Annotated in this window: 14 protein-coding genes; 7 read left to right on the top strand and 7 right to left on the bottom strand. The window is 64.9% G+C overall.

Going from position 1 to position 12,865, the window contains the following annotated elements:
* Nucleotides 1-678: 678 nt before the first annotated feature.
* From QMZ05_RS06725 to madL, 4 genes are all read right to left on the bottom strand, one after another.
* Nucleotides 679-1,047 (bottom strand): AAA family ATPase, encoded by a 369-nt coding sequence (locus tag QMZ05_RS06725; RefSeq protein WP_353700082.1) that lies wholly within the window; start codon nt 1,045-1,047, stop codon nt 679-681.
* A gap of 120 nt (nt 1,048-1,167) precedes the next feature.
* Nucleotides 1,168-1,884, bottom strand: a complete 717-nt coding sequence (locus tag QMZ05_RS06720) for a GntR family transcriptional regulator (protein ID WP_353700081.1) — start codon at nt 1,882-1,884, stop codon at nt 1,168-1,170.
* Nucleotides 1,885-2,649 (bottom strand): malonate transporter subunit MadM, encoded by a 765-nt coding sequence (gene madM / locus QMZ05_RS06715; protein WP_353700080.1) that lies wholly within the window; start codon nt 2,647-2,649, stop codon nt 1,885-1,887. It abuts the gene before it with no gap.
* A complete protein-coding gene (gene madL, locus QMZ05_RS06710) occupies nt 2,646-3,086 on the bottom strand; it encodes a malonate transporter subunit MadL (protein WP_353700079.1) in 441 nt (146 codons plus the stop codon). The genes madM and madL overlap by 4 nt, the downstream gene beginning before the upstream one ends.
* Before the next feature lie 194 nt (nt 3,087-3,280).
* On the opposite strand from madL, the gene mdcA reads away from it, so the two are divergent.
* Genes mdcA through QMZ05_RS06675 form a run of 7 tightly spaced genes read left to right on the top strand, consistent with a single transcriptional unit; the run spans nt 3,281 to nt 9,296 of the window.
* On the top strand, nt 3,281-4,927 hold the full coding sequence (gene mdcA / locus QMZ05_RS06705; protein WP_353700078.1) for a malonate decarboxylase subunit alpha: 1,647 nt from the start codon (nt 3,281-3,283) through the stop codon (nt 4,925-4,927).
* A 10-nt stretch (nt 4,928-4,937) separates the two neighbouring features.
* Complete coding sequence (gene mdcC, locus QMZ05_RS06700) at nt 4,938-5,255, top strand: malonate decarboxylase acyl carrier protein (protein WP_353700077.1); 318 nt, start codon at nt 4,938-4,940, stop codon at nt 5,253-5,255.
* Nucleotides 5,252-6,166, top strand: a complete 915-nt coding sequence (locus QMZ05_RS06695) for a biotin-independent malonate decarboxylase subunit beta (RefSeq protein ID WP_353700076.1) — start codon at nt 5,252-5,254, stop codon at nt 6,164-6,166. The genes mdcC and QMZ05_RS06695 overlap by 4 nt, the downstream gene beginning before the upstream one ends.
* Nucleotides 6,153-6,890, top strand: coding sequence for a biotin-independent malonate decarboxylase subunit gamma (mdcE, locus tag QMZ05_RS06690; protein WP_353700075.1), 738 nt, complete (start codon nt 6,153-6,155; stop codon nt 6,888-6,890). The genes QMZ05_RS06695 and mdcE overlap by 14 nt, the downstream gene beginning before the upstream one ends.
* Before the next feature lie 19 nt (nt 6,891-6,909).
* On the top strand, nt 6,910-7,530 hold the full coding sequence (mdcG, locus tag QMZ05_RS06685) for a malonate decarboxylase holo-[acyl-carrier-protein] synthase (protein ID WP_353700074.1): 621 nt from the start codon (nt 6,910-6,912) through the stop codon (nt 7,528-7,530).
* The gene (gene mdcB / locus QMZ05_RS06680; RefSeq protein ID WP_353700073.1) at nt 7,527-8,375 is read left to right on the top strand and encodes a triphosphoribosyl-dephospho-CoA synthase MdcB; all 849 of its coding nucleotides are present in this window, start codon (nt 7,527-7,529) and stop codon (nt 8,373-8,375) included. The genes mdcG and mdcB overlap by 4 nt, the downstream gene beginning before the upstream one ends.
* Nucleotides 8,376-9,296 (top strand): acyltransferase domain-containing protein, encoded by a 921-nt coding sequence (locus QMZ05_RS06675; protein ID WP_353700072.1) that lies wholly within the window; start codon nt 8,376-8,378, stop codon nt 9,294-9,296. It begins immediately after the preceding gene.
* 142 nt (nt 9,297-9,438) lie between these two features.
* Here QMZ05_RS06675 and QMZ05_RS06670 read toward each other — a convergent pair whose 3' ends face one another.
* The 3 genes from QMZ05_RS06670 to QMZ05_RS06660 form a co-directional block, all read right to left on the bottom strand.
* Entirely contained in the window at nt 9,439-10,164 is a 726-nt protein-coding gene (locus QMZ05_RS06670) for a hypothetical protein (protein WP_353700071.1), read from the bottom strand.
* Nucleotides 10,165-10,298: 134 nt separating this feature from the next.
* Nucleotides 10,299-11,732 carry an MFS transporter gene (locus QMZ05_RS06665; protein ID WP_353700070.1) on the bottom strand — a complete coding sequence of 478 codons (1,434 nt, stop codon included), beginning with the start codon at nt 11,730-11,732 and terminating at the stop codon, nt 10,299-10,301.
* A 71-nt stretch (nt 11,733-11,803) separates the two neighbouring features.
* Nucleotides 11,804-12,853, bottom strand: a complete 1,050-nt coding sequence (locus tag QMZ05_RS06660; RefSeq protein ID WP_353700069.1) for an SMP-30/gluconolactonase/LRE family protein — start codon at nt 12,851-12,853, stop codon at nt 11,804-11,806.
* Between the last annotated feature and the right edge of the window lie 12 nt (nt 12,854-12,865).

Below are 12,865 nucleotides of genomic sequence, written 5' to 3'. Positions count from 1 at the left end.
TCTCTATCGGGCAGCTATGCTGGAGGGCCAAGGACGTGACGATTGCCGCGTCCTGAGCGTTGGTCTCAGCGGCCGTGCCGACCTTCGTCCCATTGATGAAGACCTTGGCGATCCGACCATCCTCAAACCGACCGATGCCGCCGGTATAGGATTGGCCATCGCATTCGAACCGGAAGAGCCATTGGCCCGATGGTCCTTCAGGCCGATCCCGAGGCCTGTCAATCGCGAGCCCCCGATATCTCCATGGGCGCCCATGATGCGTCTGGCAACTCCAGCACGTACCGGAAACCGGGGTCGAAACCGTCTCGGTTGGACTTGGTTCGGTTCGAGCGTCACGGAAGGCCTTGCTCTTGCTGAGCCGCTTGTCGTGTTCCAGCAGCGATGCCGCCCTCGCAGGACGCTCGACCTCCAGAACCTCCACCGACCACCGGGCAGGATGTTCCGGAGGTCCTCCTTGCCGCCGCCCGACTGACCCTTCTTAGTCCCCCTGCTTTCCGAGGCGGACAGCGCCTCGTCGATCGATTCGCTGACATGGTCGCCCTCGCACATGACGTTCGATGACATCACGTCCTCCTGACTAAGCGCTGCTCGAGCCGGAAGGCCAGCCCTTGCACTTTCGGCCGAGATTGTTCTTGGCCTGCAGCAGGAACTGTCGCTCGTCATCTTCGGGATCCTCGATCACAGCAAACGCAGCGCTAGCCGCAGCCACGAACGTGATCGAGCCAGCAACCGGTTCAAAGCGCTCCGATTGTCGCCTCCGCCCCCTTTGTTGAGGTGCGTCACGGCGACCACGGCGATGCGCAACCGGTTGGCCATATCGGCCAGCGGCTCCAGGACTTCGCGGGTCTCCACGTTTCCGTTTCCGTTGCCGTCACTGCCACTCGTGTACGCCGAGGTGGGGTCAACGACGATGAGCCTGACCGTGCCGATTCTCTTGGCCATTTCCTCCAACAGATCGACATTACATAGGGGGCGGCTTTTGTAGGACCAACCATGGGGAACGCGACGTCGGCTTGGAGGAGGAGCTCGAAGGCTGGCTGAGACCATTCCTCGATCGCTTGGGTTATGGGCCCGGCGACGGGTGTGTCCGCGTTACATTGCAGGGCTGATCGCCCTGCTGCGCCGATCTACTTATTGTTCATCAATAGCGACCAAAAACCGCAATTATCAGACGTTGTCGAGCGTCGAACCGTCGACAGGCCTGAGGCGATCGTCGATGTAGCGTCGAAGCGCCGCGGCCGCGTTCAACATGTGCGCACGCATCCTGCGCGAAGCCGTATCGCCATCGCCTTCGGCGATCGCCTGCATGATAGCATCATGTTCGTCGCGAGATTTGCGAATGCGATCACCCTGCCGCAACTGCGTGCGGCGAAAGGCGCTGAGCCGCGAGCGGACATCCTGCGCCTGCTCCGCCATGAACGTGTTGTGCGTCGCGCGGTAGATGCCTTCGTGGAACTGACGGTTGAACGCATCATAGGCATCGACGTCGTTCGCCTCGACCATCGCCAGCGAACTTTCGTGCAGCTCGATCAGATCGCTGCGCTCGAGCGGGGTCATGCGATAGGTCGCAAGCCTGACGCACATCGCCTCGACCTCGGCGCTGGTCTCGAACATGTCCATGATGCGCTCGGGCGTCATCCGCGCCACGACGAGGCCGCGGCGGCCACGCACCTCCACGAGGCCGCTGACCACGAGCTGACGCAGCGCCTCCCGCACCGGCGTGCGGGACGCGCCAAAACGATCGGCGAGCTGCTGTTCTTCCAGGGCCGAACCGGCAACCAGCGCACCCGACGCGATCTCGTCGGTCAATGCGTTCCGGATCCGGTCGGAGAGCAATCCGCCGTCGTCTTCCGTGTCGGTCGCGACCTTGAGCAAACCCGCCATTTAGCCTCCTGTGATCGCACGCACTGCGAAGTAAAGGATGGACGGTGCGACCAGGCATCCCAATCCCGTATGGAATGTCGCAGTCAACGCCCCGTAAGGCACCAGACGCCGATCGGTCGCGGCAAGCCCTCCGGAAACGCCGCTGACCGTCCCCATCAATCCGCCGAACACCATCGCGCTGCGCGGATTGTCGAGGCCGATCATCCTGGCGACGAACGGCGTACCGATCATCACGATCACCGCCTTGAACACACCGGTCGCAATCGAGAGGGCAATGACCGGTGAGGATGCACCGATTGCCGCCCCGGTGACCGGTCCCACAATGTAGGTGACCGCGCCGGCACCGATCGTCGTCAATGATTCGGCATCAGTGTAGCCAAACGCCGCGGCAACGAGAACGCCGAGAATGAACGGGACCACGGTTCCCAGCCCGAGCGCGACCGCACCGATCAGCCCGGCCTTGCGCGCATGCACGACGTCGACCTCGAAGGCGGTGGCGACGATGGCAAAGTCGCGCAGCATCGCGCCGCCCATCAGACCGATCCCGGCCAGCGCCGGCAGGTCGGCGACGCCTTTCTCACCGCCGGTGAAGAGGCCGCCGAGAAAGGCCAGCGCGAGACCCAGCATGATTGCGATCGCCGAGCCGTGAATGCGTCCGAAGGTGAAGTATTTCGAGATCGCTCCGGAGATCCACATCAGGATTCCGACCGCGGCGAACGCGGTGATCAGCGAATTCGCGACGAGCACGTGAGACAGCATGGTCATGCGACCCTCCCCGACTTGAACTGAGGCACAGGCGCGGCAAGCGTCTCGGCCTCGCGTGCCTCGATCTCGTCCATCGTCTCGACCCGGCCGCTGAGCCGGCCGATCAGGGCCACCATTGCGAAACACACCGCGACGGCACCGGCGCCGGCGATGATGACGATCGGACCGCCTTTCGCCGCGGCGACGACGTTCTGCTGCGCGGCCATGGCGACCACGATCGGGATGTAGAAGCTGCCCCAGAACTCGACACCGGTCTTGAGCCCGTGACTGAGCAGCTTGCGGCGCACCAGCCAGAGCCGGGCCGCGATCAGAAAAATCATCGCAATGCCGACGCCGCCGACATTGGCCTTCACGCCGAGGCCAACGCCGAGCAGGTCTCCCAGGAAGCCGCCCAGCAGGGTGCAGATCGCGAGCAGCGCGACACCGGAAATGGTCACGGGCGCCTCCCCGCGGTGAACGGGACGCCGGCAGCAGGACTTGGACACTTCGTATGCATTCGCATCGTGAATTTCCTCCTGTGTATGCGAATATCGGTCGCTTATGACGTTTCGTATACACTAATTGACAATACGACGCAATACGCATACATTGATCGGAACAGAAGCCCACCTCGCATGCCAAGGAGCCCGAAATGACTGAGTGGGGTATGCAAAAGGCCGCGCTGGGCGTGCGCCTGATGGCCGGTCGACGGCACGCCAACGGAAAAGTCGTCCCCATCCCGAGCCTGCCCGCCTTCCTGAAGGCGGTGATCCGGTCAGGTGACCGGGTGTGCCTCGAGGGCGACAACCAGAAGCAGGCCGACATCCTCGCCTCGGCGCTCGCGGACCTCGACCCTGCCGAGATCAGCGATCTCCACATGGTGCAGTCGGGCGTCGTGCTGCCGTCCCACCTCGACATCTTCGAGAAGGGCATCGCGCGCCGGCTCGACTTCTCCTATTCGGGCCCGCAATCGGCGCGCATCGCGCGGATGCTGTTCGGCGGCAAGATCGAGCTCGGCGCCGTCCATACCTATCTCGAGCTGTTTGCGCGCTACTTCATCGATCTCACGCCGAACGTCGCGCTGATTGCGGCGGTCAGCGCCGACAAGGACGGCAACCTCTATACCGGGCCCAACACCGAAGACACGCCGACGGTCGTCGAGGCGACGAGCTACAAGAATGGCCTGGTCGTCGCCCAGGTCACCGAGATCGTCGACAAAGTGCCGCGCGTCGATATCCCCGGCGACCTCGTGCATTTCGTGGTGGAAGCAGGACGGCCGTTCTATGTGGAGCCGCTCTTCACACGCGATCCCGCAGCGATCACCGAAACCCAGATCCTGACAGCAATGCTCGCCATCAAGGGCATCTACGCGCCCTATGGCGTGCGCCGGCTCAATCATGGCATCGGCTTCAACACCGCCGCGATCGAGCTCTTGCTGCCGACCTATGGCGAGAAGCTCGGCCTCAAGGGCAAGGTCTGCACCCACCTCGCGCTCAATCCGCACCCGACGCTGATTCCGGCGATCGAAGCTGGATGGGTCGAACAGATCCACAGCTTCGGATCGGAAGTCGGCATGGAGGATTACGTCGCCGCACGCCCGGATGTGTTCTTCACCGGGCCCGACGGCTCGCTGCGCTCCAATCGCGCCTTCTGCCAGACCGCAGGCCTCTATGCCTGTGACATGTTCATCGGATCGACCCTGCAAATCGACCTCGCAGGCCACAGCTCGACGGTGACGACCAGCCGCATCGCCGGCTTCGGCGGCGCGCCCAACATGGGCTCCGACCCGCGCGGCCGCCGCCACCCGAGCGAACCCTGGCTCAAGGCCGGCGCCGAGGCGGCGCCCGAGTCCGACGCCGCGCTGCGCCGCGGCCGCAAGCTCGTGGTGCAGATCGGCGAGACCTTTGGCGAGCGCAACGCGCCGCTGTTCGTCGAGCGGCTCGATGCGCTCGAGCTGGCAAGCGCGCTCAAGCTCGATCTCGCGCCTGTCATGGTCTACTCCGACGACGTCACCCACATCGTCACCGAGGAAGGCATCGCCAACCTCCTGATGTGCCGGGACAAGGACGAGCGCGAGCAGGCGATCCGCGGTGTTGCCGGCTACACCGACATCGGCCGCGCCCGCGATCCGAAACTGGTCGAGAAGCTGCGCGCGCGTGGCGTGATCAGGCGCCCCGAAGATCTCGGCATCGATCCGCTCGACGCCGATCGCCGGCTGCTCGCCGCCCGCTCGATCAAGGATCTCATGCTGGCTTCCGGCGGCCTCTATCGTCCGCCCAGCCGCTTCCGCAACTGGTGAGGAGTTTCGCATGGAAACGCTCAGCTTCCGACTATCTGCCCCGACGCGCGCCGGCGGCACCCGCATGCAGGCCATCGTCGGCGTCGTCGCCTCCGGCAATCTCGAGATCCTGCTGGAACGCGCAGCGTCGGCCGACATCTGCATGATCGACATAACAACTGCGGCCCATGGCTTCGGCGCGGTCTGGGAGGCCGTGGTTCGCGACTTCGTCGACCGCCGCCCAGCCGGCGGCCTGCGCATTTCCATCAATGACGGCGGCGCCCGGCCGGACACGGTCGCGTTGCGCCTCGCCCAGGGCGTCCGCAAGATCGAGGAGCCGGAACGATGACCGCAGCCACCGCCAACACGGATTCGCTGAGCTGGTACGAGGCGAGCGCCCGGCAGCGCATTGATGCGCTGGTCGATCACGGCAGCTTTGTCGAATTCATCGGTCCCGAGCAGCGCGAGATGAGCCCGCATTTGGCGATCTTCGACCTGCCGGAGCAGTTCGATGACGGCATCGTCATCGGGCGCGGCCGGCTGGACGGCACGCGCGTGCTCGTTGCCGCGCAGGAGGGACGCTTCATGGGCGGCGCCTTCGGTGAGGTCCACGGCGCCAAGCTCACCGGGCTGCTGCGTGCGGCTCGCAAGCTCGGCCAGGACGTGCTGATCCTGTTCGACACCGGCGGCGTGCGGCTCCAAGAGGCCAATGCCGGTGAGCTCGCGATCGCGGAGATCATGCGCGCAATCATCGAAGCGCGGCGCGCTCGCATCAACGTCGTCGGTGTGATCGGCGGCCGCGCCGGATGCTATGGCGGTGGCAGCCTGATCGCCGGCACCTGCTCGCGGCTGATCGTGTCGGAACAGGGGCGGATCAGCGTCAGCGGCCCTGAGGTGATCGAGACCAATAGAGGCATCGAGGAATTCGACTCGCGCGACCGCGCGCTCGTCTGGCGTACCATGGGCGGCAAACACCGTTACCTGATCGGCGGCGCCGACACGTTCGTTGACGACGAGGCGCTGGCGTTTCGCCAAGCTGCGATCGATGGGCTCAAGATCAAGCACCGTTGCGACCTTGCGGTTCTCGAGGCCGAGCAGAAGCGCCTGGAGCGACGGCTGCAACGTTTCGGCGAGGCCAACGACGCCGTCGAGATCTGGGAGACCCTTGGCATCGACAAGCTGATCGAAATCCCCGCGCTTTCGACCGAGGCATTTCTGCACGCCGCCGGCAAGAGGGAGAACGCCGATGACGCTCGATGAGATCCTGACCGGCCTGTTCCCGAACGGCCGCGATATCGACGTCGTGGGCGCGACGATTGCTGGAAAGGCGAGCTTGACCGACGGCGGGCCAATCCACGTGCTCGGCATCACGCAGGGACAGCCCCTCGGCGTCGACGAAGCGATTGCGCTCGCAGAGCACGTGATCGAGATCGTTAGAACAGACGATCGGGCTCCGATCCTATTTCTGGTGGACTCCGCCAGCCAGCGCATGAGCCGGCGCGACGAATTGCTTGGCCTTAGCGAGTACCTGTCGCATCTCGCCAAGGCTTTATTGCTTGCGGAAGCGAAAGGACACCACACCGTCGGCCTGCTCTATGGCGGCAGCGCCGCCGGCGCATTCATCGCGACGGCGCTTGCGACCGGCACGCTGGTGGCGTTTCCCGGCGCCCATCCGGCCGTGATGGATCTGCCGTCGATGGCGCGGGTCACCAAGCTTCCGATCGACGTCTTGAAGGCGAAGGCGGAAGCCACGCCGGTGTTCGCGCCTGGACTCGAAAACATGGTGCGGACCGGCGGCATTCACGACGTCTGGGACGACAATGCGCCTTTGGGACCGCAGCTTGCGGCCGTGCTGCAGCGGCCGCAGGGGCAGGATGATCGCGCCCGGCTCGGCGCCGAGCGTGGCGGACGGCGGAAAGCCGCCGAGATCGCCGATCGAGTCGTCGCGCTCGCTGCAGCCTCGCAGGAAGCGCAACATGGCTGAATCTCTCGCGCGCCATACCATGGTGAAGGTCTCCGCGGCCGGTTGGGCGGCCGTGATGACCCGCTATCCCGAACTCGCCGCCGAGCCGATCATCGAAGAGTGGACGCGCGCCGGCCGCCCTCTCATCGTTCGCCGGCCAGCCTGCAGCGATGCCGCCGGCATGATTCCGCTCGGCCTGCCGCTGCCGCCCAGCCATGGCAAACGGCGCATCGCGGTCGCGCTCGCGGCGAACGACATCATCGCATCGGCACCGCCGCCATCGCTCGCCGACGTGGCCGCAGCGGCACCTGCGGCCTGGCGCGCTACGATCGACCTGCTGCTCCAACTTCTGCCGGAAACCCGCGCCTTCGGCAGCCTGGCCTGGCAGCACCTCACGGGCCTTCCCTATCTCGCCGATCGTTCAGACCTCGATCTGCTCTGGCCGCTGTCGTCGGCGAGACAGGCGAGCACCCTGCCGTCCGACATCGCGCGGATCGCGCAGCACGCGCCGATGCGGCTCGATGGCGAGATCGTTGGTCACGCCGGAGGGGTGCAATGGCGCGAGCTAACTCGCGCTGACGAGGACGAGGTCCTCGTCAAGGGCCCGGCCGGAGTCCACAGCAGCACGCGCGCAGCCTTCCTCTCTGGTGGCATGTCATGAACGTCGCGCTGAGATGGCAACCGCAGCCGCAGCGCGCGCTCCATGGGGAGCGGTTCGGTCATCTGGCTTCGCTTTGCCTGAAGCTCGAGGTCAACACCTATCCGAAGCCGGGGCTGGTCAGCCATGTCGACAATGGCTCGCACAGCGACATGGACGCCGAACTGTTGTGCCGCAGCGCCGACACGCTGGAGCCATTCTTTCGCGACCTGGCGTTAGCGGGCGCTGAGGGCGCCGGCATGAACCGGTTGCGCGCGATCGGGGTTGCTGCGGAGCGTGCCATGTTGGCTGCGACGTCCGGCGTCAACACGCATCGCGGCGCAATCTTCGGGCTGGGGCTGCTGTGCGCCGCGGCCGGGTTTCGTGGCGCCGTCGGCATCCAGAGGCCGCTCGGCAGCCTGGTGTCGCAGCGCTGGGGCGAGGCCATCCTCTCCGGCCCCGCATCGCTTCGCAGCCATGGCGCGGTAGCCTCGCGGCGCTATGGCGCCGGCGGCGCCAGGGCGGAAGCAGCCGGCGGCTTCCCGTCGGTCTATGATATCGCCCTCCCCGCCTTGCACGCGGCGCGGATGCTCGCTCCCCACGACGAGGAAGCGGTTCGCGTTCAGACCTGCATGACGCTCATCGCCGAAGTCGTCGACACCAACCTCTTGCACCGGGGCGGAGCTGACGGGTTGTGTTTCGCACAAACCAGCGCGTCGGCGTTCCTCGCCACAGGCGGCGTGGCATCTCCCGAATGGCGGGAACGGGCGACCGAGATCCATCACGCGTTCGTCGCGCGCAATCTGAGTCCCGGCGGCTCGGCCGACCTGCTTGCCATGGCCCTCTTCGTCGACAGGCTGGAGCGCTGAATGCTTGCACTGCTCTGCGGCGGACAAGGTACTCTCTCGGACAAGACCTTTGACCTGGTCGCGCAGGAGCCTGCCGCAACGCCGGTGTTCGCCGCCGCGACCGCCTGGCTCGGCGAGGATCCGCGGGAGTTCGTCCGGACCCGTAGTGCGGAAGAACTGTCCGAAAATCGTGTGAGCCAGATCCTCACCGTCACATCGACTATCGCGATCCATACCTGCGTTGCTGACCTCCTGGCCGATCAAACGGCGGTGACAGGTTACAGCGTTGGCGAGATGGCGGCCTGGAGCATTGCGGGCATATGGACCGCCGCCGAAGCGTTACGACTGACGGGCATTCGCGCCCGACAGATGGATCGCGTGGCAGGGCCGAACGGCCGCCTGGGCTATGTCCGCGGACTCAACCGGACCGCGCTCCAACCCTTGCTTGAAAAATACCGCTGCGAGATCGCGATCAGGAATCCCGATCTTCTCTTCGTGGTCGGAGGCGCAGAGCATGATGTCATCGGCCTCTGCCGTGACGCGACAACGCATGGCGCTGCGCGCTCCGGCCTTCTCGCTGTCAGGATCGCCTCGCACACCCCACTGCTCGATCAGGCCTGCGCGCCCCTGCAACAAGCGCTCGCAGATAGCAGACACTCCGCCATCGCAAGCCAACGGATCCTTCTCGCCGGAGGCGACGGCGAGCGCATCTTCTCTGTATCCAATGCAACGGCGAAGCTCGCCTGCCAGGTTGCGCGCCCTATCGATTGGGCCGCGACACTGGAGGCTCTTGCAGAGCTCGGTGTCGATCGCGTGCTGGACCTGGGTCCAGGACATGCGCTTGCCGAGATGATGCAAGGCTTGTTTCCGTCGATCCGCTGCTACGCTGCCGACGGATTTCACAGGATCGATGGCTTGCGAAGCTGGCTTCTCGCCGAATAAGCCGCTGGTCTAGTTGAGGTTCTGAGCAGGTACGCTGCGTCTTACGCTAGGATCGTCGAGATAGGCGGCGGTACCTGCCTCGAGATTCCGAGACAGTCGTACGGAGCGTAGAACGAGGTTTTGTTTGGACAAACAGGTCCTCCTAGGCCAAGCTCAATGTCAGATCACTAAAGAGCTCTTCAACGCTGAATTGCCGCGAAATGAGCTTCTGCTGGGTAGCGTATGCGATAACCATTTGCAAAGCGGGACGCATAGCCTCCACGCCAAACGGCATCCTGTCTCGCGGCAAAGAGAGTTCACTCGACCGCTTCAGCAACCGATAGGTCTCTCGCACCGATTCGGGCGCATCGTCGTGAAACTCGCGAGCGACGACCGCGACGTGATTGATCGGGACCACCGTGTGCTTCCTGAACCAGGCCTCACTTGCGGATTTCGGATCAGCAAACAGCGGCTGCAGTCGCGGATCGTCGGAGGTTTCGCCGAGCACGGCATCCACCTCCCCGTCCAGCAGCATCGAGATGATGGTTCGTCCGGCGGGTGCACGTGTCGCGCGATCGCGATATTCGGCAACATGCGGATCCTCGAGCGTCACCCAGTCGATGCGATCGAGATCGACGCCATGATCGTTGGCGAGCATGCCGCGCAGCCATACCGCGGTGGTCGTCGTCAGCGACCTGACCGCGACGCGCTTGCCGGTGAGATCGGCAGGGCCAAACCGGCCGCGCTCGGCGTTGTAGAGCGCGCGGGCGTGGGGAAACCTGCCGGTCATGGTGGCCGGCAGCAGCACCAGCGGCTTGTCGAAATCGCGCGCGATCAGATAGCTCACGATCGCCAGCTCCGAGAGATCGAACGCGAGCTCGCGGATCATCGGCTTGAAGCCGTCGATAACAGACGCAAGCTGGACGAAATCGAGCATGACCCGGTCCGAGGCCACCGCGCCGCGCTTGACGGCTTCGGTGCCGGGGTAGTCGCCCAACAGGGTTCGTAGCGGCCTCGTCATTGCTATCCGGAAACCGCCTCCAATTGCAGGCCGTTGGTGCGCGGGCCGAACAGGCCGATGGTCGCGACGACGATCGCCATCGATCCCGCGATCAGCACGAAGACGCCGGTCACGCCGAAATCGCGCAGGCAGAACGCGATCAAAAAGCCCGAGAACATCGCGCTGATGCGGCTGACCGAATAGACGGCGCCGATGGCGCGGCTGCGCATCCGGGTCGGAAACAGCTCGGCCTGATAGGTGCGGTAAGAGAATGTCAGGCAATTGCTCGCCAGCGCCATGGCGACCCCGAGGACGACGATGCGGGCAGCATCCTCCTGCTGGGAGAAGATCAATCCGAGCAGCGCCATCGCGGCGGCCGATGCCACCACGATCCATTTGCGTTCGATGCGGTCCGCGAACGACATCGACAGCAACGGGCCGATCGGATTGGCGATCGCGATCACGAAGGAATAGAGCAGGCTGTGGGTCACATTGATGCCCTTGGCGATCAGGAGCGTCGGAACCCAGCTTGCGAACCCGTAATATCCGATCGACTGGAAGAAATTGAACACCAGCATCATGATGGTACGTCCGCGGTAGCGCGAGCGCCATAGCTCCGCAAAGCTCGCTTTCGCCTCCTGCGCCGCCGGAGGATGCGGCTTCGCATCAGGCAATGGCGCACCGATCCGCGCAACGATGTCGCGTTCGAGCCGAGACACGATCGCATCGGCCTCGGCGATCCGGCCGCGTTGCGCCAGCCAGCGCGGACTTTCCGGCAGGCCGAGCCGGATGAACCAGACCGCCACCGCCCCGAGGCAGCCGAGCCAGACGACCCAGCGCCATCCGTCGACACCGAGCGGCGCCGTCGGCACGAAGTACCAGGCCGCCAGCGCGACGGTCGGCACGGCCGTGAACTGGATCGCTTGCAGGAAGGCAAACGATCGCCCGCGCGCATCCGCCGGAACGAGCTCGGCCGTATAAGAATCGATCGTCACGATCTCGGCGCCGGCGCCGATTCCGGTGAGAAACCGGAAGAAGATGATCCACTCCGCACTGTGCTGGCACGCCAGCAACACCGCCGTTACCGTGTACCAGAGCAGCGCGCCGGTGAAGACGATCCGCCGCCCGAAACGATCGGCGAGTTGACCAAACACCAGCGTTCCGACGAACAGGCCGGCGAACATCGCCGCGACGAAGGCGCCAAGCCCGGCGAAGCCGAAGAAATTCACGGTCGATGTCGTGAAGATTCCGCTCCTGACCAGTCCCGGCCCGATATAGGCGGTGAAGAACACGTCATAGATCTCGAACCAGGCGCCAAGCGCGACCATCAGCACCAGCTTCCAGATCGGCCAACTCATCGGCAGCCGATCCAGCCGGGCGTTGATCACCGCCGCATCATCAGGCGCTGCCGTGCCGCTCGCGAGCGCTCCGGCCATCTGTTGCACCGGCCCATGCATGCGCGTTTCCTCCTGATCGTCTTGTGTTTGTTGTTGATCGCCGATCGGGAAGCGCCGGCGATCGGCCGCGATCACGTCCGTCCCGCGTCGGCGTAGACGCGGCGTCCAGCGATGTGCCAGGACGCCTTGAGGATCGCGCCGGTGTCGGATTGGGTGATGTAGACGGTCTTGCGGTCCGGTCCGCCGAACTTGGCGTTCGTGGTGGTCTTCCCCTTCGGCGACACGATCCGTGCGATCGGCTCGCCATCCGGATTGAGCACGAACACCGAGCCGAGGGATGCGTGCGGCACAAACAGATTGGCCTGCTCGTCGATGAAGATGCTGTCCGGCCCGCTGACGCCGTAGAACGATGCAAACCGCCCGACCTTTCCGGTGGTGCCATCGGGAAACAGCGGCAGCCGCCAGACCGAATTGTCGCGTGTCATGGCGACGAACAGCACGGTCTCGTTCGGATGCAGCACCAGGCCGTTCGGGCTTATGCCGGTCGACAGCAGCAGGTCGAGCTGTCCGTTGGTGCGCAGGCGGTAGACCCGGCCGGTCGGGTCCTGCAGGCCGGTCTGCCCCTGATCGGTGAAATAGATGTCGCCGTTCATGGCGAAGGTCAGATCGTTCAGCCCCTTGAAGCGCTCGCTGTCGCGGCGGCCGAGGAACGACTCGATCTTATTGGTCGCCGGATCGAAGGTCAGCAGCCCCTGCTTGTAGTCGGTGATGAAGAACTTGCCGCTGGGATGCAGCGCCATGCCGCCGGGCTCGCCGTCCCATTCCGCAAGCTGCGTCCATTCGCGATCGGCCGATATCCTGAACAGGCGCCCGAACGGGACGTCGACGACGTAGAGATTGCCCTGCCGATCGAGCGTCAGGCCCTCGATGAAGCTGTCGACCGGCGGCAGCCCGACCTTGTTGACGGTCGACCATTCCGACTTCACGCCGGTTCGCCGGAATTTGTCCGGCATCTCGGTGAAGATCTCGGCCCTGATCAGTTGGGGCGCCGGATAGAAGTTCAGGCCGGGTTGGCCGGCCGGCTCCTCCGCGCGCGCATCGGAAGCGAGCGATGTGCCGAGCATGACCGGCGCCGCGGCGCAGGCCAGCGCCTGCCCAAACAGTTTTCGTCTCGACAGCAATGAAGCCTCCCC

Source organism: Bradyrhizobium sp. INPA03-11B (assembly GCF_040446015.1).
In the GTDB taxonomy this organism is placed as follows: Bacteria; Pseudomonadota; Alphaproteobacteria; order Rhizobiales; family Xanthobacteraceae; genus Bradyrhizobium; species Bradyrhizobium macuxiense_A.
This window is presented reverse-complemented; position numbering and strand designations above follow the sequence as displayed.

Bases quoted from the DNA above. Each gene is read 5' to 3' on its own strand.
- mdcG (WP_353700074.1), top strand. From the start codon at position 6,910: ATGGTGAAGGTCTCCGCGGCCGGTTGGGCGGCCGTGATGACCCGCTAT.
- QMZ05_RS06665 (WP_353700070.1), bottom strand. From the start codon at position 11,732: ATGCATGGGCCGGTGCAACAGATGGCCGGAGCGCTCGCGAGCGGCACG.
- mdcA (WP_353700078.1), top strand. From the start codon at position 3,281: ATGACTGAGTGGGGTATGCAAAAGGCCGCGCTGGGCGTGCGCCTGATG.
- QMZ05_RS06720 (WP_353700081.1), bottom strand. From the start codon at position 1,884: ATGGCGGGTTTGCTCAAGGTCGCGACCGACACGGAAGACGACGGCGGA.
- mdcE (WP_353700075.1), top strand. From the start codon at position 6,153: ATGACGCTCGATGAGATCCTGACCGGCCTGTTCCCGAACGGCCGCGAT.
- madM (WP_353700080.1), bottom strand. From the start codon at position 2,649: ATGACCATGCTGTCTCACGTGCTCGTCGCGAATTCGCTGATCACCGCG.
- QMZ05_RS06670 (WP_353700071.1), bottom strand. From the start codon at position 10,164: ATGATCCGCGAGCTCGCGTTCGATCTCTCGGAGCTGGCGATCGTGAGC.
- mdcB (WP_353700073.1), top strand. From the start codon at position 7,527: ATGAACGTCGCGCTGAGATGGCAACCGCAGCCGCAGCGCGCGCTCCAT.
- QMZ05_RS06675 (WP_353700072.1), top strand. From the start codon at position 8,376: ATGCTTGCACTGCTCTGCGGCGGACAAGGTACTCTCTCGGACAAGACC.
- QMZ05_RS06725 (WP_353700082.1), bottom strand. From the start codon at position 1,047: ATGGTCTCAGCCAGCCTTCGAGCTCCTCCTCCAAGCCGACGTCGCGTT.
- mdcC (WP_353700077.1), top strand. From the start codon at position 4,938: ATGGAAACGCTCAGCTTCCGACTATCTGCCCCGACGCGCGCCGGCGGC.
- QMZ05_RS06695 (WP_353700076.1), top strand. From the start codon at position 5,252: ATGACCGCAGCCACCGCCAACACGGATTCGCTGAGCTGGTACGAGGCG.